Source organism: Clostridioides sp. ZZV14-6345 (assembly GCF_020657775.1).
GTDB lineage: Bacteria > Bacillota > Clostridia > Peptostreptococcales > Peptostreptococcaceae > Clostridioides > Clostridioides difficile_D.
Map to the genome: position 1 here is coordinate 26,347 of NZ_JAGWCX010000028.1, position 23,036 is coordinate 49,382.

At 28.3% G+C, this 23,036-nt stretch carries 19 protein-coding genes and 1 other annotated feature; of the genes, 18 read left to right on the forward strand and 1 reads right to left on the reverse strand.

The window, feature by feature from the left end:
* Positions 1 to 59: 59 nt before the first annotated feature.
* Positions 60 to 1,154, reverse strand: a complete 1,095-nt coding sequence (locus tag KGF39_RS09440) for an AI-2E family transporter (RefSeq protein ID WP_054274279.1) — start codon at positions 1,152 to 1,154, stop codon at positions 60 to 62.
* Positions 1,155 to 1,615: 461 nt separating this feature from the next.
* Here KGF39_RS09440 and KGF39_RS09445 point away from each other — a divergent pair, with 461 nt between their 5' ends.
* The 18 genes from KGF39_RS09445 (at position 1,616) to asrB (ending at position 23,012) form a co-directional block, all read left to right on the forward strand.
* Positions 1,616 to 2,437 carry an AAA family ATPase gene (locus tag KGF39_RS09445; RefSeq protein WP_227822110.1) on the forward strand — a complete coding sequence of 274 codons (822 nt, stop codon included), beginning with the start codon at positions 1,616 to 1,618 and terminating at the stop codon, positions 2,435 to 2,437.
* A gap of 20 nt (positions 2,438 to 2,457) precedes the next feature.
* Positions 2,458 to 3,669 (forward strand): VWA domain-containing protein, encoded by a 1,212-nt coding sequence (locus KGF39_RS09450; RefSeq protein WP_227822111.1) that lies wholly within the window; start codon positions 2,458 to 2,460, stop codon positions 3,667 to 3,669.
* A 150-nt stretch (positions 3,670 to 3,819) separates the two neighbouring features.
* Entirely contained in the window at positions 3,820 to 7,218 is a 3,399-nt protein-coding gene (gene cspBA, locus KGF39_RS09455; protein ID WP_227822112.1) for a bifunctional germination protease/germinant receptor pseudoprotease CspBA, read from the forward strand.
* 9 nt (positions 7,219 to 7,227) lie between these two features.
* Positions 7,228 to 8,901 (forward strand): bile acid germinant receptor pseudoprotease CspC, encoded by a 1,674-nt coding sequence (gene cspC, locus KGF39_RS09460; RefSeq protein WP_227822113.1) that lies wholly within the window; start codon positions 7,228 to 7,230, stop codon positions 8,899 to 8,901.
* Positions 8,902 to 9,164: 263 nt separating this feature from the next.
* Positions 9,165 to 9,368, forward strand: a complete 204-nt coding sequence (locus KGF39_RS09465; RefSeq protein WP_227822114.1) for a CDIF630_02480 family spore surface protein — start codon at positions 9,165 to 9,167, stop codon at positions 9,366 to 9,368.
* 169 nt (positions 9,369 to 9,537) lie between these two features.
* Positions 9,538 to 9,771, forward strand: a binding site (T-box leader).
* Between the two features lie 76 nt (positions 9,772 to 9,847).
* Positions 9,848 to 11,245 (forward strand): asparagine--tRNA ligase, encoded by a 1,398-nt coding sequence (gene asnS / locus KGF39_RS09470; protein ID WP_107594657.1) that lies wholly within the window; start codon positions 9,848 to 9,850, stop codon positions 11,243 to 11,245.
* 270 nt (positions 11,246 to 11,515) lie between these two features.
* Positions 11,516 to 12,880, forward strand: coding sequence for a hypothetical protein (locus tag KGF39_RS09475; RefSeq protein ID WP_227822115.1), 1,365 nt, complete (start codon positions 11,516 to 11,518; stop codon positions 12,878 to 12,880).
* A 21-nt stretch (positions 12,881 to 12,901) separates the two neighbouring features.
* Positions 12,902 to 13,393: a zinc ribbon domain-containing protein gene (locus KGF39_RS09480; RefSeq protein WP_227822116.1), complete on the forward strand. Its 492-nt coding sequence runs from the start codon at positions 12,902 to 12,904 to the stop codon at positions 13,391 to 13,393.
* Positions 13,394 to 13,668: 275 nt separating this feature from the next.
* The gene (locus KGF39_RS09485; protein ID WP_227822117.1) at positions 13,669 to 14,340 is read left to right on the forward strand and encodes an N-acetylmannosamine-6-phosphate 2-epimerase; all 672 of its coding nucleotides are present in this window, start codon (positions 13,669 to 13,671) and stop codon (positions 14,338 to 14,340) included.
* A gap of 69 nt (positions 14,341 to 14,409) precedes the next feature.
* Positions 14,410 to 15,291 (forward strand): N-acetylneuraminate lyase, encoded by an 882-nt coding sequence (locus KGF39_RS09490; protein WP_413927034.1) that lies wholly within the window; start codon positions 14,410 to 14,412, stop codon positions 15,289 to 15,291.
* Positions 15,292 to 15,323: 32 nt separating this feature from the next.
* The gene (locus KGF39_RS09495) at positions 15,324 to 16,826 is read left to right on the forward strand and encodes a sodium:solute symporter (RefSeq protein WP_227822118.1); all 1,503 of its coding nucleotides are present in this window, start codon (positions 15,324 to 15,326) and stop codon (positions 16,824 to 16,826) included.
* 133 nt (positions 16,827 to 16,959) lie between these two features.
* Positions 16,960 to 17,412, forward strand: a complete 453-nt coding sequence (locus tag KGF39_RS09500; protein ID WP_227822119.1) for a YhcH/YjgK/YiaL family protein — start codon at positions 16,960 to 16,962, stop codon at positions 17,410 to 17,412.
* A 160-nt stretch (positions 17,413 to 17,572) separates the two neighbouring features.
* Positions 17,573 to 18,376: a sialate O-acetylesterase gene (locus tag KGF39_RS09505; RefSeq protein ID WP_227822120.1), complete on the forward strand. Its 804-nt coding sequence runs from the start codon at positions 17,573 to 17,575 to the stop codon at positions 18,374 to 18,376.
* A gap of 57 nt (positions 18,377 to 18,433) precedes the next feature.
* Positions 18,434 to 19,321: an ROK family protein gene (locus tag KGF39_RS09510; RefSeq protein WP_227822121.1), complete on the forward strand. Its 888-nt coding sequence runs from the start codon at positions 18,434 to 18,436 to the stop codon at positions 19,319 to 19,321.
* Positions 19,322 to 19,339: 18 nt separating this feature from the next.
* Positions 19,340 to 20,188, forward strand: coding sequence for a MurR/RpiR family transcriptional regulator (locus tag KGF39_RS09515; RefSeq protein ID WP_054274188.1), 849 nt, complete (start codon positions 19,340 to 19,342; stop codon positions 20,186 to 20,188).
* 63 nt (positions 20,189 to 20,251) lie between these two features.
* The gene (locus tag KGF39_RS09520; RefSeq protein ID WP_227822122.1) at positions 20,252 to 20,941 is read left to right on the forward strand and encodes a Crp/Fnr family transcriptional regulator; all 690 of its coding nucleotides are present in this window, start codon (positions 20,252 to 20,254) and stop codon (positions 20,939 to 20,941) included.
* 271 nt (positions 20,942 to 21,212) lie between these two features.
* Positions 21,213 to 22,220, forward strand: coding sequence for an anaerobic sulfite reductase subunit AsrA (gene asrA, locus KGF39_RS09525; RefSeq protein WP_227822123.1), 1,008 nt, complete (start codon positions 21,213 to 21,215; stop codon positions 22,218 to 22,220).
* Entirely contained in the window at positions 22,221 to 23,012 is a 792-nt protein-coding gene (gene asrB, locus KGF39_RS09530) for an anaerobic sulfite reductase subunit AsrB (RefSeq protein ID WP_054274185.1), read from the forward strand.
* Positions 23,013 to 23,036 lie beyond the last annotated feature (24 nt).

Consider the following 23,036-nt stretch of genomic DNA (forward strand, 5'->3'; position numbering starts at 1 on the left):
TAATATTACAGTTACACAGCTGTAACCTTTGATTACAAAATCGTAATTAAATTGTATTTTTATTCCATTTGTATTTTATCATGTCTACGATTTACAAATTCACAGAAATATATCTTTATAACACCCATAACAGGAGCAGATAGAATCATACCCGGTATACCAAAAAAACCTCCTCCAACAGTAACTGCTAAGATTGTAAAAAATGGGCTAAGACCTAGTTGTCCACCTACGATTTTTGGCTCTATAAATGTAACTTCAACTTGTTGAATTATTATTAAGTAAATCAAAGAAGTTAATGCAGTTGTTGGATTGGAGAATAAATTAATTATTACAACTGGTGCCATACCTATTACTGGACCAAAATATGGAACCATATTCATAATACCCATAAGTGTACCAAATAATAGTGCATATTCAGATTTTAAAAAGTAAAGACCAATTCCAGAAAGTAATCCAACTATAAAAGAATCTAGAATCTTACCTGTAAAGTATTTACCAATATTCAAATTCAAGCTCTGACATAGTTCTATTATAAAATCCCCATACTTTTTACCTAAGGAAATATAAACTATCTTCTTTGTAAATAATAAGAACTTTTCTTTCTCTAATAATATGTAGAAGCATATTATAAAACCTAAAAGAAATTGTACTATAAATTTTCCAACAGAGAATGTAGTACTAAATATTCCGCCAAGTGAACCAATAAGCAAGTTACTAAACTTAGGCATTACACTCATAATTTTGTCACCATATTCTTTTAATGTATTAGGGTCTACTGATTGTAAACTTTTGCCTAAATCAAATAAGAACTGCTCTGTTTTATCTATATATGTAGGAACTTGAGCGACTAAATCAGCTAAACTACTTACTATTGATGGAACTGTAAATAATATAAAGGAAATTAGTATAATTATAAGTACTCCATAAGTAAGGAGTAATGAATACATTCTCTTAAAATTTAGTTTACTTTCTAAAAACTTTACTAGTGGGTTGAATATATATGCTAATACAAATGCTATTATAAATGGTGTTAGTAATGACATTAATAGACTTACTATTCCAAAGAAATATTTGTAATTATCAATAACTTTAATCAAGATATATGAAACAACCACAGTAAGTACAATATTTAAATAAATTTTTTTATCTTGCAAAATAACACAACCTTTCTTATATTTGTTAAATTTAGATATACTTAAATTTAAGTTCAAGTTAATATTTATAGCTTATTATACAATAAAAAGCAGTATTAATATAGTATGATTAACATGAAATTATAAATACATGAAGACTTTATATTTATGATTAAAATAATGAAAATTAATTACATTATGTTCATATATAATCTAAAATGAAAAAAATGATGATTTTGATTAAAGTAAGTTTTTATAATCTAAATTTTGTGTAAGAAGTTATCTTTTATTGTTTTTTAAATATATATTTCATTTAATTATGACAAATAAAGATAAAATTTAAATATTTTAGAGGTAATTTTATTTAGATATAGAATTTTAGAATAATGCTATACAAATGTATTGTATTATTATTTTTATATAAAAAACAGTAATAGAGTCTATATACATTTAGAAAATACTGTTTAAAAGGAGTAGAATTCATGATAAAAAAAGAGATATCTAATTTTAGAGGAAGTAGTGATTATGTAGTATCACCAGAATTAATGGCATCAGTTAATGTTGCTATTGCTCTTGAAAAGCCACTTTTAATTAAGGGTGAACCTGGAACAGGTAAAACTATGCTAGCACAAGCAATTTCAAATGAGTTACAAAAAGATTTAGTAATTTGGAACATAAAATCAACCACAAAAGCACAAGATGGGCTTTACGTATATGATACTGTCCAAAGACTTTATGATAGTCAATTTGGAGGAGAAGGTGTAGATGATATTAGTAAGTACATAAAATATGGTAAACTGGGAGAGGCTTTTAGTTCAAAGCAACAAGTAATTCTTTTAATAGATGAGATAGATAAAGCAGACTTAGAATTTCCAAATGACTTGCTTTGGGAATTAGATAAAATGGAGTTTTATATAAATGAAACAAAAGAAACTGTAAGAGCTAAACAAAGACCAATAGTTATTATAACTTCAAATGCAGAAAAAGAACTTCCAGATGCCTTTTTAAGAAGATGTATATTTCATTATATAGAATTTCCTGACAGAGATATGATGGAGGCAATAGTCAAAGTACATTTTGATAAAGTAGAAGAACATCTGTTGGAACAAGTAATGACTACTTTTTATTGGATTAGAAGCTTAAAGGAGATACAAAAGAAACCTAGTACATCAGAATTAATAGACTGGATACAAGCATTAACTCTGAGTGGAATTCCTATTGAAAAAATAGAGAAAGAAGTTCCTTTTGTAGGAACATTGCTTAAAAATAATGAGGATATTGAATCTATGCAAAGACGTTTATAGTTAATAGGAGCTGGATAATTATGTTTATTAAATTTTTTTATTTATTGAGGGCAAGAGGATTAGATGTATCTTTAAATGAGTGGATGACTTTAATTGAAGCATTGGATAAAGGACTTTGCTATTCAAATTTTTCGAATTTTTACTACCTTTGCAGAATGATTTTGATAAAAAGTGAAAGTGATTTTGATAAGTTTGATGCAGTGTTTTTAGAGTATTTTAAAGGTATAGAACATCAAGAAGAAATTCCAGAAGAGATTATGAATTGGCTTAAAAAAACAGATATAGATTTAGAAGAGTTTGAAAGATTAGAACAAAATCCAAATATAAATCTTGATGAATTAAGAGCTAAATTGGAGGAGCGTATAAAAGAACAAGATTCTCCACATAATGGAGGCAATTATTGGATAGGTACAGGAGGTACTTCTGAATTAGGACATTCAGGAAAGGGACAAACTGGTATACGTATAGGAGGAAATTCAACTTATGGTATAGCTGTTCTTGAGGTTGCAGGAGAAAGAAAGTACAGAGATTTTAGAGATGATGAAGTTCTAAATATGCGACAATTTCAAGTTGCATTAAAAAGACTACGTCAATTTTCTACTAGAATAGATGCTCCAAAGACAGAGCTTGATTTGGATAAGACTATTGAAGAGACTTGTAATAATGCAGGGTATTTAAAACTGTTTTTTGAGAAGCCCAGAAAAAATACAGTAAAACTTTTACTACTTATGGATTCAGGTGGTTCAATGAGAGGGTATAGTACTTTATGTAATACATTATTTCAGTCTGTAAGTAAATCAAATCATTTTAAAGATGTAAAAGTATATTATTTTCATAACTGTCTTTATGATAGATTATTTACAACACCCGAATGTTGGTTAAGTAAATCTATTGATACTGAATGGATATTAAAAAATATAGATAAAAACTATAAAGTTATAATTGTTGGAGATGCTTCTATGTCACCTTCTGAGCTACTTTATATTGGTGGTAATTACCGAGGCCCATATAATTACACACCTGGTATAGAGTGGCTTAAAAGATTCAAAAGAAAGTACAGTAAGATTATATGGCTGAATCCAGAATTGAGAGGTGGATGGGATTCAATTGGCTATTGGTATCAGACTCAAAGATTGATACAAAGTGAATTTAATATGTTTCCACTGACTGTAAAAGGTCTAGAAAAAGCACTGAAAAATTTAATGGTTTCAAGGCAAAATAAAGATAAATAATGGTACAATTTATTTAAAATTGTACCATTATTTTTTGTTTTTTAAATATATTTATTATAAATTGTATGATTGAAATTCAAAAATTATATACTCTGATACATTTTAGACCTATAGAAAACATATACATTAATAATAATTTTAAAAATCGAGGTGATTATAATAAATTATGAATTAATTGTAAAATACAATGGAGATATATTAAGATTAGAACAAGAATTAGGGGTCTCAGTAGAGATACTCAATTCATCATATGCAATAATAACATCAAGTAATGAAGAAGATGTAAACACACTTTTGACTTATCCAGAAATTGAATTTATAGAGAAACCTTTCATATTACAGACTCAGGATGCACAAAGTTTCTCAAGTACAGGAATAACAGGATTTAAAAATAGAACTGGTTTAACTGGAAAAGGAACTATAATTGGTATAATCGATTCAGGAATAGATTATACTTTACCTGTATTTCGAGATAGTGATGGAAGGTCTAAAATATTATATTATTGGGACCAGTCTATTCAAGGAAATCCACCAGAAGGTTTTAGAGAAGGAACATTATATACTAATGAAGATATAAATAATGCAATAGCTGGAAATATGTATATACCTATTTCAACAACTAGTTTACACGGTACACATGTTGCAAGTATTTGTTCAACTATTGCAAGTGATGCCAGAATAATAGTGGTCAGGGTTGGAAATATACAGACAGATATTTTTTCAAGAAGTACAGAGTTTATGAGGGCAATTAAATTTATTTTAGATAGAGCATTAGAATTAAGAATGCCTGTTACATTAAATATAAGTTATGGAAGTAATGAAGGTTCACATAGAGGAACATCTTTATTTGAACAATATATAGATGATATGTGTTTGTTTTGGAAAAACAATATAGTTGTAGCGGCTGGAAATAATGCAGATAAAGGTGGTCATAAAAGGATTAGGCTTCAAAATAATACTACAGAAGAAGTTGAGTTTATAGTTGGGGAAGGAGAGCGTATATTAAATATAAATATATGGCCAGATTTTGTTGATGATTTTAGTGTACATTTAGTAAACCCATCAAATAATCAAACACAAGCAATTTCTCTAACTTCAGGTGAAATAAGGAATACTTTGGGCGAAACTAGAATAACTGGTTATTTTTATCCTATAGCACCATATTCTCTTACAAGAAGAGTTACTCTACAATTAAGTTCAAATACACAGATAACTCCTGGGCTATGGAGAATTGTATTTGAACCAATAGATATAGTAACTGGTAATGTAAATATATATTTACCAACTTCTGAAGGATTAAATAGAAATACTAGATTTCTAATTCCTACTCAAGAGCTTACTGTAACAGTTCCTGGAACAGCAAGTAGAGTTATAACAGTAGGTAGTTTCAATTCAAGAACAGACATAGTATCTATATTTTCTGGTGAAGGAGATACACAATTAGGTGTCTTTAAACCAGACTTATTAGCTCCAGGTGAAGATATAGTATCTTTTTTACCAGGAGGTACAAGTGGAGCATTAACTGGAACCAGTATGGCTACTCCTCATGTTACAGGTATTTGCTCATTGTTTATGGAATGGGGAATTGTAAATGGAAATGATTTGTTTTTGTATTCACAGAAATTAAGGGCATTGCTTCTAAAAGGGGCAAGGAGGTTAAGTAATCAATCTTACCCAAATAATTCATCAGGATTTGGTTTTTTAAATTTATCAGATATAGATTTGTATACTCTATCTAGTATAAATCAAGACTTAGAAACAGAGGATATTGGATATAGAAGTATTAATAAGTCATTTAAAGATAGGGAAAATAATTATGAGCTTATAGATGGTTATAATGTACAAATACATAATGACTTAGAGACGGAGAATTATATAAGTAGAAGCATAAGTAGACAATCAGGAACACTATCAGGAATAGATATAGTTCACACCCCTGAATTTGAAGAAGAATTAGCTGGATTAGGCATGAGTCAAAGATTTTTTAAGATAAGTGATTCATTAGGTGTACTATCTATAGATAATACAGATTATAATAGCATAGAGAGAGTTTTACAACTTACTTCAATTATAAGAACGGTATCAACTACAAAGATGACACTACTTGGAGAAATTAATCGAGGTACTTTTGGAGGTGTAGTTGCAACAGAAGAAATGGGCGTAAATTTCTTTAAAAATAATCCTAATATTAACATAACAGGAAGAGGTACTCTAATAGCAATTGCAGATACAGGAATAGACTATCTACACCAAGATTTTATTTATCCAGATGGTACTTCAAAAATAGTATATTTATGGGATCAAACAAAAGAAGGAAATCCACCAGATGGTTTTTATATTGGTACAGAATATACACGAGAAGATATAAATCGGGCTATTGCAGACAATGACCCTAGTCTATCTCAGGATGAAGTTGGTCAAGGAACTATGTTAAGTGGTATATGTGCAGGGCTTGGAAATGTGAATAATGAATATGCAGGGATAGCAGAAGATGCTGAACTAATAATAATAAAGCTTGGTAAAATAGAGGGGTTTTATAATAGTGCAATGTTATTTGCTGCATCTCAGTATGCATATAAAAAAGCTTTTGAACTTGAAAGACCATTAGTTATAAATATATCTTTAGGTACTAGTAGTTTGGCAGGCTTAACTAGTAGGAGTAATAGTGAAAAAGCATTCTTTACTAGAGGTCTATGTATAACAGCAGGAGCAGGAAATGAGGGCAATACACAAACACATACATCTGGGATAATACCATATGTGGGAGGCTCTGTTGAAGTTGAGCTAGAATTAAATGAAGATGAAGAAGAATTATCATTAGAACTTTGGTTAAATAGACCAGATAAAGCTGATGTAATAATAGTATCTCCTACTGGAGAAGAAAGTAAAAGTGTTGGAATTTCAAATTATAATAAAGTAACAGGTTTATTTGATTTAGAAGGGACTGAATATTCTATAACGTATATATACCCAACCACTTTTTCTGGACAGCAATTTACTAATATTACTTTAAAAAATGCAAAAAGAGGTGTGTGGAAGATTCGATTAGTAGGAGTTTATATTATAACAGGAAGATACAATTTATACCTTCCAAATAGAGCACTTTTAAAAAGTGGAACTAGATTTAGAGAGGTAGACCCTTTTTATACTATAAATTATCCTGCTATTCAAGATGATTTAATAACTATAGGAGCCTACAATACTATTAATAGTAGTTTATGGCAAAGTTCATCAAGAGGACCAACTATTGAAAACAGACTAAAACCAGATATAGTAGCTCCAGGTGTTAATATAATAGCTGCTTATCCTGGGAACACATATGCAACTATAACTGGTACAGCAGCAGCTGCTGCACATGCAGCTGGAGCTGCTTCAATGTATTTTCAGTATACTTTTGTTGATCGTAGATATCCAAACCAAGCATACGTTCAAAAAATAAAAACGTTTATGCAAGCTGGAGCTAGAAAGGATTCAAACACAGAATATCCAAATACAAATGCTGGATATGGGCTTTTGGATGTTAGAGGAATGTTTGATGTTTTAAGATAGGAGGGATTTATGGAAAAATCTTATTGTATAATTTATCAAGGTGATATAGAATCTGCACTCCAAGAAAATGGAATAAATAGGTATATGGTTTTAAATAGTCAACTTGCAGTAATATATGTACCTATAGATTTTGATGAAACTATTTTAAATAATATAATACAAGTTGCTTGGTGGGAAGAATCTGAACCAATGAGCAGTCTAATTGAAATAACTAATAATGTAGCTAGTGGAGAAACCATTACAACAGCAGCTGAAACTGAGTATATCTATGAAAATCCATATAATGATATAACAGGAAGAGGAATTTTATTAGCAGTTATAGATTCTGGCATAGATTATTTGCATCCTGACTTTATAAATGATGATGGAACTAGTAAAGTTTTATATTTATGGGACCAAGAAGCAAATACAAATCCACCTCCAGAAGGTTTTATTTTTGGAAGTGAGTTTACAAGAAGTGAGTTAAATATAGCCATAAGTAGAAATGATGGAAGTTTGAGTCAAGATAATATAGGTACTGGAACTTTAGCTTCTGGTATATTGGTTGGAAATGGAAGAGTAAATTCGCAGTATAGAGGTATTACTACAGAATCGGACTTAATAGTAGTTAAATTAAAATCATATACAGATACTTATTATGCTGGAAGGATAAATTACAGTGTTTCAGATTTTTTAGCAGCTATAACATATGTTACCAATATAGCAAGAACAGAAAATAAACCAATGATAATAAATTTGACTATTGGAGTTAAGTCAGGTGCTGTAGCAACTACTTCAATATTAGACACTTTTAATATATTGAGTAGTGCTGGTGTGGTAGTAGTGAGTGGTGCAGGAAATCAAGGGAATACAGATATTCATTATTCTGGAAGATTTAGCAGTGTAGGCGAAGTTCAAGATGTAATAATACAAGATGGGGATGACTATGCACTTGATATAACACTAAATACGAATGGTCCAGATAAAATAGGAGCACAGATAATATCTCCTTCAGGTGAAGTTAGTCATGATATAAGGTATTCTCCAGACTTTTATATATATAGAGGAAAATTTAACTTAGAAAATACTACTTATGCAATGCGATTTATTTATCCATATATTACTTCTGGAAAAGAAAATCTGGAGATAAGATTAAGAGATATAAAGCCCGGGGTATGGATTTTAAGATTGACTTCAGAGCTTATAATAGGGGGCGAATATGACATATACTTGCCAAATAAAAACTTGATAGCCCCAGATACGAGGTTTTTAGACCCTGATTCAGTAGCTACAATAACTATGTATGCTGCTAGTGATGATGTAATTACAGTTGGTACATTCAACAATAAGACTGATAGCATGTGGATTGGTTCTTCAAAAGGGCCGATTAGAGGAAGAGGAATTAAGCCAGATATAGTAGCTTCAGGTGTAGATATAATATCTACATATAAAAATGGAACATATAATACAGGAACAGGAACAGGAGTGAGTAGTTCTATTGTCACAGGTGTTTTAGCTTTATTAATGGAATACTTAGAAAAACAGAACAATATACCAAGATTATCATTGTTTACACAAGTTTTAAAAACGTATTTGATACTGGGGGCTACAAAACTAGACATATATACATATCCAAATGTATCACAGGGATATGGGATTTTAAATTTAAAAAACACAATTCAACAGATAGCAAATACTCTATAAATAAGAACTTATGTAAAATTATACTTCCATAAATAGTTTAATTTTATTATATAAATTAGACATCAAAAAAATGGCATCGGAAATCTATATGAAAATTTAAAAAAATAGTTCTGTATTTTGTGTATATGAAATAAATATTTTGTATATAAATATGTATAAATTAAGTATTAAAAAGATATGCTATTGATTTAAAATCATTATAATTTTAACTTATGAATTTTATTTGAAAAATTGCTAAAACTATTACAAAATAAATAATAGAGGTGATAGTTTTGGAAAATAAAAAAGCAAGAGCATTAAAAGGTAAAGACAATAAAAGACTTAGAAGTCCACTTTTAGTTGGAAATGAGTCAACAGCAGCATGGGCTGATGTTGAAAAATTAAAACCTCATAGTAAAGTTTCAGTACCCTCAATTAAGGGTGTCGAAGAAGCAAAAGACTGGGTTGACAATGGAAGTAAATTATAAAATTTTGGAAATTGAATTAATAAAGTAGTAATAAAAATGAGTATTTATTGTAGTTATGTAGAGTAGAGCTATTCATATTATAAATAGCAATCAGTATCAATTATATAAATTTATTGACTAAAAATTTATAAATTGGTATAATTTTGTTAATTAGCAGAAATAATAAAAGATAAATACTGTGAAGAGAAGAGTAGGTATAAAATGTAGTTTTAGCGAGTTGAGGATGGTGAAAGCTCAATACGAGGTTTATATTGAAGAACATCTTGGAGTTTCTAATCGAAAGCTTATTTAGTAAGTAGACTTAGACGGAAGGCACCGTTATAGGCTTTAAGCATTGCTTAACTAAGAGGTCATTATGACAACTAGGGTGGTACCGCGAGAGTAATAGTCTTTCGTCCCTTTATATAGGGATGAAGGGCTTTTTTTATTGAAATTATATTTAAAAGAAATTAATAACAATTATACTAGGAGGATTTAAAATGCAAAAGGAATTTATAACAGTAAAAGAATTGTACAGAGATAAAGAACAGTACATAGGGAAAACTGTAAAAGTAGCTGGATGGATAAGAACATCTAGAGTATCTAAAAACTTTGGATTTATAGAGTTAAATGATGGGAGCTTCTTTAAAAATATGCAAATAGTATTTGATGAGAAAGTAGAAAATTTTAAAGAAGTAGGTAAGTTACCAATAAGTTCATCTATACTTGTAGAGGGAGAATTAGTATCTACAGAAGGAGCTAAACAACCAGTAGAAATACATGCAAAAAGTATAGTTGTAGAAGGTGAATCAGATAGCACATATCCATTACAAAAAAAGAGACATACACTTGAATATTTGAGAACAATAGCACATTTAAGACCAAGAAGTAATACTTTTTCAGCTGTATTTAGAGTAAGATCAATAGCTGCATATGCAATACACAAGTTTTTCCAAGAAAGAAACTTTGTATATGCACATTCTCCAATCATAACAGGTAGTGACTGTGAAGGTGCAGGAGAAATGTTTAGAATAACAACTATGGATTTAAATGATATTCCAAAAACAGAAGATGGGAAAATAGATTATACTCAAGATTTCTTTGGAAAAGAAGCTAATTTAACAGTTAGTGGTCAATTAAATGCTGAGATAATGGCACTTTCTTTTAGAAATGTTTATACTTTTGGACCTACATTTAGAGCAGAAAATTCTTATACAGGGAGACATGCTTCAGAATTCTGGATGATAGAACCAGAAATAGTCTTTGCAGACCTTGAAGATAACATGGAACTAGCAGAAGATATGATAAAATATGTTATAAGCTATGTTTTAGAAAATGCTCCTGAAGAGATGGAATTCTTTAATAGCTTTATAGACAAAGGTTTATTAGAAAGATTAAATAAGATAGTAAACTCTGAATTTGTTAGAATAACATATACTAAAGCAGTAGAGTTATTGATTGAGTCAGGTCATGAATTTGAGTATCCAGTTGAATGGGGATGTGACCTTCAAACTGAACATGAAAGATATATAACAGAACAAATATACAATTGTCCAGTGTTTGTTACAGATTATCCAAAAGATATAAAAGCTTTCTATATGAGAATGAATGAAGATGGTAAAACTGTTAGAGCAATGGATTTATTAGTTCCTGGTGTTGGAGAAATCGTAGGAGGTTCTCAAAGGGAAGAAAGAGAAGATGTTTTACTAGATAGAATTCATGAAATGGGATTAAGAGAAGAAGATTACTGGTGGTATTTAGAACTTAGAAAATTTGGTACTGCTACTCACTCTGGATTTGGTCTTGGATTTGAAAGAATAATTATGTATATGACAGGTATGTCTAATATAAGAGACGTTATACCTTTCCCAAGAACTCCTAAAAATGCTGAATTTTAATAATTATATATAATACAACTATAAATAACTTGTATATTATCTAGTTTAGATATATGCAAGTTATTTTTATTGTGTCTATAAATATATAATTTTAAATTAAGCATAATAAAACATAAACAACAAAACTTAATAAATTATTAAAGTACTAGTGCTTGTTAAAAAATAACAACAATAAATAAATTAGATAAATATATCCAATTAAGGTATAATTAAGATTTATATGATATAGTTATATTTGATAATTTACAATAGTAAAACTTGGAGGGAAAAATGAGTGAAAAAAAAGTAAATAATATGGATTATTCAAATGATAATTATTCCAAAATGACAGGTGAAGCAATTAGAAAAATAAAAAATATCAATATTACACTTAAGAATAAAGAAGAAAAAATTTGTTCTAGTTGCAATAAAGAAAATAGTACTAAAGATAATTACTGCAAATTTTGTGGAAATGAACTTTATGAAATAGCATCATTAAGACCACTTGAAGCAAAACTAGACTTGAAATCTAAAATAAAAGAGCTTTCATACTACGCAAATACAAGAGGCGTATTTTTAACAACCTTTACAACTGTATTTATATTATTTATCATTGCACTGATATTTAAAGCTATTATAACTATTCAATTTAATGATATTAGTTATTTGGTAAATCCAGCACATATAATCCTAGCTCTTAACTTAGGTCAAATTAGTGTATCTATGTCTACTATGATGGGCTCTGGATTTATAAATGCTAATATAGGTTTATTAATATTACTTATAATTCCTATTCTAGGATTAATAATATCAAACTTAATTTTTATGAGAAAAAGATGTATAGATTCAAAAACTGTATTAGCAAATTCTCTTGGAGTTGGAATTATTTATGGATTAGTTTTAGCTATTTTATCTATTTTTACTAATGTAAAAACTAGTTCACATAGTATGTTAGAATATGGATATGCATTAGAATATAGTTATGAGTTTTTTAGTGTTCTTTTAAATGGATTTGTATTAGGATTTATATGTACATACATAACTACTTATAAAAAAAGTTATGAAAAGGAAAATATGTATATGTCTCTTTTTTCAAATTCTATAAAAATATTTATATTAGGTTATGTTTTAGTATTAGTCATACTATTTGTATTAACTATATCTGATAGTAGTTACTTAAATGAATTAGATATGAGTAGCTATTTAAATGGATTAAATTTATTTGCTATATTGCCGCAAATAGCCAGTTATATGTGGGCTTTTGCAAATGGAATTTCAGTAACTATAATAAATTCAACAGTATCAATATTTACTTTAAGCTCATCATCTTTATTTGGAGATACTAAATTAATGTTTTATGCGATGGGAGCTTTGTCTATATTAATACTATTATTAAATGGATATAAACTAAGATTTAAGTGTAGTACAGATAGTGTCAAGCCTGTAATAGTATTTAGTGTGTACTATGCATTTTTAATGGGAATGTTGGCTTTATTTAGCACATTTATACTCGATAGTAATATTAATTTCTTTAATACAACTAATTATGGAGCAACTTTAATAATGCAATTTAAAGTATTCCAAACTATTATAATTTCATTTATATATAGTTTTGTGATATCTTTAATAGGATATAAGCTAAACTCAGCGGATTAAATATGATTGGAGGGAATTTTTATGGAAGAAAATACTAATAATAAAGTAGATGATAAATTTTCTAGAATTAAGAAAAAATTTGGTAGTGGAAAGTTTAAAGTTGAATTATATAAAGAAAAATCAAAACTAAATAGAGAGATTGATTATATTCAAGAGAAGAAAGCTAAGATATTCTTGGAAATGGGAATATTGACATATCAAAAAATTAGAGAAGATTATATTGATGATGAGAGTTTTGACAAATTCTGTGATGAGTTACTGGAACTTGATAAATTAATCTATGAAAAAAATATGGAAATTAATGAAATGGAAATGGCAGAAAGTAATGTAACTTGTGAATGTGGTTATGTTGGAAATGTAAATGATAAATATTGTGCTGAATGTGGTAAAAAGTTTGAGTTGGAAAATGAATGTGATGATTTTATAGTTTGTGGATATTGTGAAAGTGAAATAGATTCAGAGACTGAATTTTGTCCATGTTGTGGAAGAAAAATTATAATGGATTTAGAATAATATTGGGAAACCTATGTATAGTGTACATGGGTTTTTTTATTGAAACTATTTAAAGATAGTGTCTGTAAAAGTATTCAAAGAAAATGAAAATAAACACCAAAAAAATGAAATAAAATTTCTTTTATATATAAAAAATGAGCTTATATATGGAAAAAACTAGTATAAACCTAGAATTAAGAAAAAAATATGAAAAAATATTGCAAAGAAAAAGTTTTCATGTTATTATTAATACATAAATCAAGAAAATAAATTTCAGAAATGAGGTAATTGAAAAAATGCTAGATAAGGTAAAGGGAAGATTAATAGTATCATGCCAGGCTTTAGAAAATGAACCTCTTCACAGCCCTTTTATAATGGGTAGAATGGCTAAGGCTGCTATGGAAGGTGGAGCTGTTGGAATCAGAGCTCAAGGAGTTGAAGATATTATTGAGATAAAAAAAGTTACTGGACTTCCTGTTATAGGTATTATAAAGAGAAATTATGAAGATTCAGATATATATATAACACCAACTAAAAAAGAAGTTGATGAACTTTTGACAACAGGGTGTGAAATGATAGCTTTAGATGCTACTAATAGAGTTAGACCAAATAATGAAGATTTAAAAGAAATTATAAAGTATATAAAAGAAAATGGTGTTCTAGTAATGGCGGATATTTCAAATTATGATGAAGCTGTCAAAGCACAAGAATACGGTGTAGACTGCGTTTCAACTACACTATCTGGATATACTCCATATACAGAAACTTTAGAAGGTCCAGACTTTGTATTAATGGAAAGACTAGTTAAAGATTTAGAAATACCTGTAATAGCAGAAGGAAAGGTAAATACTCCTCGAGATTTAAAAAAGGTTTTCGAACTAGGAGTTCATTCATCAGTTGTAGGTTCAGCAATAACAAGACCACAATTAATAACAGAAAAATTTGTTAAAGTAATTGAAATTAATTAAAAATTAATTTATAAATTAAAAATTTATTATATTTAACTATATTTGAAAATTAAAATTGGAGGTAAAGGTATGAGAACAACAGATATGAAGGGAATTTATTCAGCATTATTAGTTTCATTTGATAAGGAAGGAAATATAAATGAAAAAGGGTTAAGACAAATAATTAGACATAATATAGATATTTGTAAAGTAGATGGGCTTTATGTAGGAGGTAGTACAGGAGAAAACTTTATGCTTTCAACTGATGAGAAGAAAAGAATATTTGAAATAGCTAAAGATGAAGTGAAAGAAGAAATAAAATTAATAGCTCAAGTTGGTTCAGTTAATTTAAAAGAAGCTGTAGAACTTGCTAAATTTACAACTGATTTAGGATATGATGCTATAAGTGCTGTTACACCTTTTTACTATAAATTTGATTTTGAAGAAATAAAATACTATTATAATACAATAATAAATTCTGTAGATAATAGATTAATAATATACTCTATACCATTTTTAACTGGGGTTGATATGAGTTTAGACCAGTTTGGAGAATTATTTGAAAATGAAAAGATAATAGGTGTTAAGTTTACAGCAGCAGATTTCTATTTATTAGAAAGAATGAGAAAAACATTCCCAAATAAATTAATATTTGCAGGATTCGATGAAATGATGCTACCAGCTACAGTTCTAGGTGTAGATGGAGCAATTGGTTCTACATTTAATGTAAACGGTATCAGAGCTAGACAAATATTTGAATTAACTAAAAATGAAAAAATATCAGAAGCACTTGAAGTACAACATGTGACTAATGACTTAATAACAGATATATTAGGAAATGGTTTATATCAAACAATTAAATTACTACTTGAAGAACAAGGTGTCGAAGCTGGATACTGTAGACAACCTATGAAAGAAGCAACGGATGAAATGAAATCAAGAGCAAAAGAAATATACAGAAAGTATTTTTAATAAAATGCTTTTAGTATGGGAGGAGTAGTCAAATGGTAGGATTTACTTGGATAGATTTTGCAATACTGGTAGTTTACTTATTGGCAGTTTTATTTGCAGGATTGTTATTTTCAAAAAAAGAAATGAAGGGAAAAGAGTTCTTCAAAGGTGATGGAACTATTCCATGGTGGGTTACATCAGTATCAATATTTGCCACATTATTAAGTCCAATATCATTTTTATCATTAGCAGGTAATTCTTATGGTGGGACTTGGATTTTATGGTTTGCACAGTTAGGTATGTTTATAGCTATACCTTTAACAATAAAATTTTTCTTACCTCTGTATAGTAGGTTAGAAATAGATACAGCATACCAGTACTTAGAAATGAGATATGAAAGCAAAGGTCTTAGAGTACTTGGAGCTTTAATGTTTATAGTATATCAAATAGGACGTATGTCTATTATAATGTATCTTCCATCAGTAGTGCTTGCTGGTCTTACAGGAATACCTGTAAATGTACTGATAATAGTTATGGGTGTAATAGCAATAATTTATTCATATACAGGTGGATTAAAAGCTGTTTTATGGACCGACTTTATACAAGGGATGGTGCTAATAGTAGGTGTTACAGGGACATTATTCTATTTAATAGCAAGTATAAATGGTGGTTTTGGAACAGTAATGGATACTCTTACAACTGGACACAAGTTCTTAGCAACCAATGAAGTTATGTTTGATAAAAATATACTATCTACAAGTGCATTTATAATATTTGTTGGAGCTGGTCTTAATACTTTTTCATCATATGTATCAAGTCAAGATATAGTCCAAAGATTTACTACAACAACTGACATAAAGCAACTTAACAAAATGACATATGGAAATGGTGTTTTATCAATGGGACTTGCAACAGTATTTTACCTAATTGGAACTTGTTTATTTATATACTATACTCAAAATCCAGATTTAGCTCAAACAGTTCAACAAGACCAAGTTTTTGCATCATATATAGCTTATGAATTACCAGTAGGTATAACAGGAATACTACTTGCAGCGATATATGCAGCTTCTCAATCAACTTTATCAACAGGGCTTAACTCAGTTGCTACAAGTTGGACTTTAGATATACAAACTATCATAACAAAAGATATAAGTATGGAAAAACAAACTAAGATAGCACAATATATATCATTAGGTGTAGGTATACTTTCCATAGCTGTTGCAATAGTTTTAGCAAATGGAGAAATAAAGTCAGCATATGAATGGTTCAATAGTTTTATGGGGCTAGTACTAGGTGTTTTAGCAGGAATATTTGTACTTGGTGCATTTTGTAAAAAAGCAACTAAGATGGGAGCATATGTTGGATTTATAGTATCAGCAATTTTAGTTGTTTATCTAAAATACTGTATGCCAGAAGTAACTTCTTGGGCATATTCTCTAATAACAATAACTACTTCTGTAGTAGTAGGCACAATATTTAGTGCAATAGAAGCTAAAGTCAAAGCAAAAGTATCCTTACCAAGAGCTGAGACTACTGTTTATTACGAAAAATAATATTATAATTGAATGATAAATTGTCTTATAGAGTGATTAGATAAATAATTTAGTTACTCTATAAGATTGTATAATACTTTATATATAAAAGTCTAAAAAATAGCGTATATAATTATATAGGGAGATAGTGCTTATGATATTTGGAAATATAAATCATAGTAAGACATATTCAACATTACATGAAGATTTACTTAGATGTTTTGAATATGCTAAAGATAATTCATTAATAGATTATGAAAAAGGTACTTATACAATAGATGGTGATGATATTTTTGTGAATATTGTAGAGTATAAAACTTGTGAAAAAGAAGAAAGATTCTGGGAAGCCCACAAGAAGTATATAGATGTCCATTTGATGCTTGATGGGAGTGAACGAATAGACTTAAATTTTATAGAAAATTTAGAACAAAAATCATATGAAGAAGAGGGCGATTTTTTACCTCTTGATGGAAAAAATAATGGATATGTTGAACTTAGAAAAGGTGATTTCTTAGTGTGTTATCCAGAAGATGCTCATATGACAGCAATAAAAGTTTTAGAAAAAGAAAATATCAAAAAAGCTATTTTTAAGGTTTTGGTTAGATAATGAGAATTTATATAATCACTAAGGCTGAAAATAGTGATTTAACTTTCAGCGATTAGTGAGATTTCGTAAATTTTAGTTAGATTACTATTTTCAGTCTTAGTTTTTTACAAGATAAATTGAAAACAATTAAAAGCTTAAAGATTTGTAAAGGAGTTAACTTATGGAAAATATAGATGTATTCTTATTAATAGGACAAAGTAATGCTAGAGGATTGGGAAATCCAAAAGAGAGTGTCATTCCAAATGAAAATTGTTTTGAATATTTGAGTACTGATGAAATTATAAATATGAGATGTGAACTAGAGACTTCAGAGGGAGATGGTACTATAGCACCTGCGTTTTCAAATGAATGGAATAAACTTACTGGTAATAAAGTTTGTTTTATTCACAATGCAAAAGATGGCTCAAGAATAAAAAACTGGAATCATGATAATAACTGGTTTCTAAATGATACTATAGAAAAATTCAATGCAGGATGTAGTACCTTAAGTAAGCATTATAATATAGAAAATAAATATATTATTTGGATTCAAGGTGAAAGTGATGCAAAATACGGTACTGATGCCTTATACTATAAAGAAAGTCTAAAAAAAATTGCATATAGACTTAAAGAAGAATGTACAATTGATAAAATGTTTGTAAGTTTAACTGGTTATTGGCTTGGAGAAGATGAATATTTTATTAGAACAAGACGAATTGCAGCAGCACAGGAGTCTGCTTGTAAAGAATGTGATATATTATGTGTAGGAAGTAAAATTGCCATGCAATTTCATGATAAAGGGCTAACTATTGATGATGTTCACTATACTCAAGAAGGTCTTAATATGTTAGGAGAAGATTTATGTAAAAATATTTATAAATATCATATAACTAAGGAAAAAATTATATTAAATGATACAATAGATTTATCAGAAGCAAGGAAATATATATGTGAATTGGAAAAGATAAATAAAAAATTCGTATAATATAAGATTTTAAATAATGATGTTAATTTATAAAAATAATTTATATGGAGATATGTTATGAAAAATTACGTTTGTATAGATGTTGGAGGTACTTCAATAAAATATGGATTTATTAGAGAAGATGGATTAATAATTGATAAATCAAGTTTAGATACTGAAGCAAAAGAAAAAGGTGGAGAAGGAATATTATCTAAAATAAAACAGATAGTAAAAAAATATATAAAAGAAAATGAAATAAGTGGTATATGTATATCAACAGCAGGTATGGTTGACCCAATTGAAGGTAAGATATTATTTGCATTAGAAGAATTAATTCCAAATTATAATGGTATGGAATTAAAAAAGGAAGTAGAAAAAGAGTTTAATATAAAATGTGAAGTTGAAAATGATGTCAATTGTGCTGGGCTTGGTGAGATGTGGCTTGGAGCAGGCAAAGGAGCAACATCCTCTATATGCTTGACAATAGGTACTGGAATTGGTGGTTGTGTTATAATGAACAATAAACTAATAAATGGATTTAGTAATAGTGCTGGTGAAGTAGGATATATGAATATAAATGGAAGTTCTTTTCAAGAATTAGCATCTACCAGCAGTCTAATTAAAAAAGTAGCAAAAATAAAGAATTTGAATGAAAATGACTTAAATGGAAAAATAATTTTTGATTTAGCAAAGAATAATGACGAAGATTGTTTAAAAGAACTCAATAATATGATAAAATCATTAGCAGTTGGAATCGCAAATATATGTTATGTAATAAATCCAGAAGTAGTAATTTTAGGTGGTGGAATTATGGCACAAGAAAAATTTCTAAAACCAAAAATAGACGAAGCATTAAAGGAGGTTCTTATAGAGAGAGTTTACAAAAACACTAATGTAGAATTTGCAAAGAGACAAAATGATGCAGGAATGCTTGGGGCATTATATAATTTTTTAAACAAAATATAAAGAATAGAAGGGTTTTTAATGAGTATTTTAGAACAATTGGAATCACCAACTTTTAAAGTCACAAAGTCAGATAAATTATTGATAGCTTATATAAAAGAGAATATAGAGGATGTATTTTATAAGCCAATATCACAAATAGCTAAAGAGAGTAATATTGGAGAAGCAACTATAACTAGATTTGTAAAAAAAATGAATTTTAGTGGATTGCAGGATTTTAAAGTTACTTTAGCACAAGAGATATCAACCATCAATAAAAAGAATATTATAAATAAAAATATACAAAATGATGAGCCAGCTTTGGATACAGCAAAGAAGCTTTTAAGTTCGAATATAACAACTTTAGAGAATACAGTAGAGATAATCAACAGTACAGATGTACATGATTGTGCAAGGCTTATAATAGATGCAAAGAAAGTTTACTTTATAGGTATTGGATATTCTGGTATAATAGCACAGGATTCAAACTATAAATTTATGAGAATAGGACTTAATTGTGTGAGCTTTGATAGTAGCCATACAATGATAATGATGTCTTCCATAATGAAAGAGGGAGATTTAATAGTAGCAATTTCACATTCTGGTGAGACTGAGGAAATTATAAAAACTGTAAAGCTTGCAAGAGCTAATAATGCTAAAATTATATCAATTACTGAAAATAAAAACTCTGAATTAAAAGATATTTCAGATGTGCACTTATCTTATGTATCAGGAGAAACGGTATTGGAAACTGGTTCAATATCTTCTAAATTAGCACAATTTTTCATTATTGATTTAGTATATACACAGGTAGTAAAAGAACTTTCTAGTGAAGCTATTGAAAGAAAGATTAAAACTACAAATGCTATAAAATTGTTTAAAAATGAATAAAATAAAAAAATTTGTAATGTTTTATAGAGCTTTCTTAAAAATTTAGGAATGGAGAGATATTACATGTCTAAATTAAAAGATTATAATATTGATAAAGTAATGATTTTTAACAATTTATGTACTGAAACGAAGAATCAACTTAAGGAAAAAGCTAAACTAAAAAGATTACAAAAAAAAGAAATTTTATTTTATGAAAAAGATAGCTTGGACAGTGTTTATATACTCTTAGATGGAAAGGTGTCTATTTTTAAGATAAGTGAAAATGGTGAGAGAAAGGTAATTTTTATTTTGAATACTGGTGAAATTATAAACGATATTACCTTTGACTCTTCTAAAAATTCTACTGTTGGATGTGAGGCATTTGAAAACTCAATTGTAGCTTATTATAGTATTGAAGACTTTTTAGAAATTATGCAAAATGATTTTCAACTTACAAAAGATATTATTTCTTATATGGAAAGAAGAATAAGACGTTTATATAGACAGTTAAAAAATTCTATATCCATAAAAGTAGATAAAAAACTTGCAGCAAAGTTATATAGATTAAGTAAAGAATTTGGAATTTGCTGTGGAGAATGGACTCTACTAAATGTAAATATTACAGTTACATATTTAGCTGATATGCTTGGCTGTAAAAGGGAGACTGTTTCTAGAATGATAAAAGTATTGCAAAAAGAAGAACTTGTAAAGATTGATAATAAAGGTTTTTATGTTAAAGAAATTGAGTTATCAAAATACTTTAAAAATAATTAATTATTATTAAGTAAAAGTATTATTAAAAATTTAATTAAATGAAGATATTATCAAGAGAATCTATTTATAGATTCTTTTTTATTTTATAGATTTTTTTATTATCTAATTCACTAATATTTATCTTAACTTTATTGAATTTTATAAAAAGCAGATAAGGTTTTTTATTATTTTTGAAACTGTGATAATTATCACAGAAGTATAGAAAATAAAGTGTTAAGATTTAAACAAGATAACAAGTAAGCAAAACTAAAATATAAGAAAGGTGATAAAAATGAAATTAAAATTAGATTCATCTAAATTCAATGAAGGTCTGAATTATCTAAAAAAAGACTACAAGATATTTGCACCAGTTCTAATACCATTTAAAGGTACTTTTTCAGATACTGACATGATAAGGTACAAAGAGGTAAACGCTTTTGAAGAAATGGAGTTTGCTCAAAAATCAAATTTTTCACCAAAAGAAGTTGTACTCCCTATAAATCAAGTATTATTTTATTTTACTGAGAAAGAGTTTAAGGAAAGCGATTTAGACGACAAGAAAATTTTAATTTTCTTAAGAGCTTGTGATATAAATGGAATAAAAAGACTTGATGAAATATATCTAAATAATGGAGAAGAGAAAGATTATTTTTATAAAAACATTAGAGATAAAGTGAAATTCGCGCTTGTAGGATGTAAGGAAAGTTTTAGAAACTGTTTTTGTGTAAGCATGGATTCTAATAAAACTGATAATTATTCAATTGGATTAAATATAGAAGGAGATACACTGTATTTAGACATAAAGGATAGTGAATTTGAAGTATTTGATGGAGAAGCAACTGAGTTTAATGTTAATTATGTAACTGAGAATTTAATTTCTGTAGATGTACCAGAAAATATTGATTCAAATGAAATGATAGGAAATTCAATATGGGATGAATATGATACAAGATGTATTGGATGTGGGAGATGTAATTTTGTATGTCCAACATGTTCATGTTTTACAATGCAGGATATTTTCTATAAGGAAAATGAAAATGTAGGTGAGAGAAGAAGAGTTTGGGCTTCATGTCAAGTAGATGGATATACAGATATAGCAGGTGGAAATTCTTTTAGAAAAAAACAAGGGGAAAGAATGAGATTTAAAACTATGCATAAAATAAACGATTTCAAAAAAAGATTCGGATATCATATGTGTATTGGATGTGGAAGATGTGATGATGCCTGTCCACAATACATATCATTTTCAAAGTGTATAGAAAAAATAAATGATTTAGTAACTAGTAAGGAGGAAATATAAATGAACTCATATATACCAGTAAGTGCAAAAATACTAGATATAGTTAAACATACTGATAAAGAATGGACTTTTAGAGTAAACTGCAATACAAAAGGGGTATTGCCTGGAAAGTTCTATGAGATATCTATACCTAAATATGGTGAAAGTCCGATATCAGTATCAGGATATGGAGAAGATTATATTGACTTTACAATAAGAAATGTAGGAAAAGTAACTAGTGAGTTGTTTAATTATAAAGAAGGAGATTCTTTTTTTATAAGAGGTCCTTATGGAAATGGATTTGATGTGTCTCTTTATGAAGGAAGAGAAATTGTAGTAGTAGCAGGAGGAAGTGCATTAGCTCCTGTAAGAGGAATAGTTGAACATTTTTATAAAAATAAAGAAAAATGTGAAAAATTTAAGCTAATAGTAGGATTTAAATCGCCAAAAGATATTTTATTTGCAGATGATTTAAAGAGATGGAGTGAAAAACTTGATATTTTAGTTACTGTAGATGGAGCAGATGAAGGATATAGTGGAAACGTAGGATTAGTAACGAAATACATACCAGAATTGGATATAAAAGATATAAATAATACTTCTATAGTTGTAGTTGGACCTCCAATGATGATGAAATTTACAGTAGGAGAATTTTTAAAAAGAGATTTAGATGAAAAGAATATTTGGGTTTCTTATGAAAGAAAGATGTGTTGTGGAATAGGTAAATGTGGACACTGTAAGATGGATGATACTTATATATGTTTAGATGGACCAGTATTTGATTATTCATATGCTAAAAATCTTATTGATTAAAAAATAGCTACGCACACTCGTGAC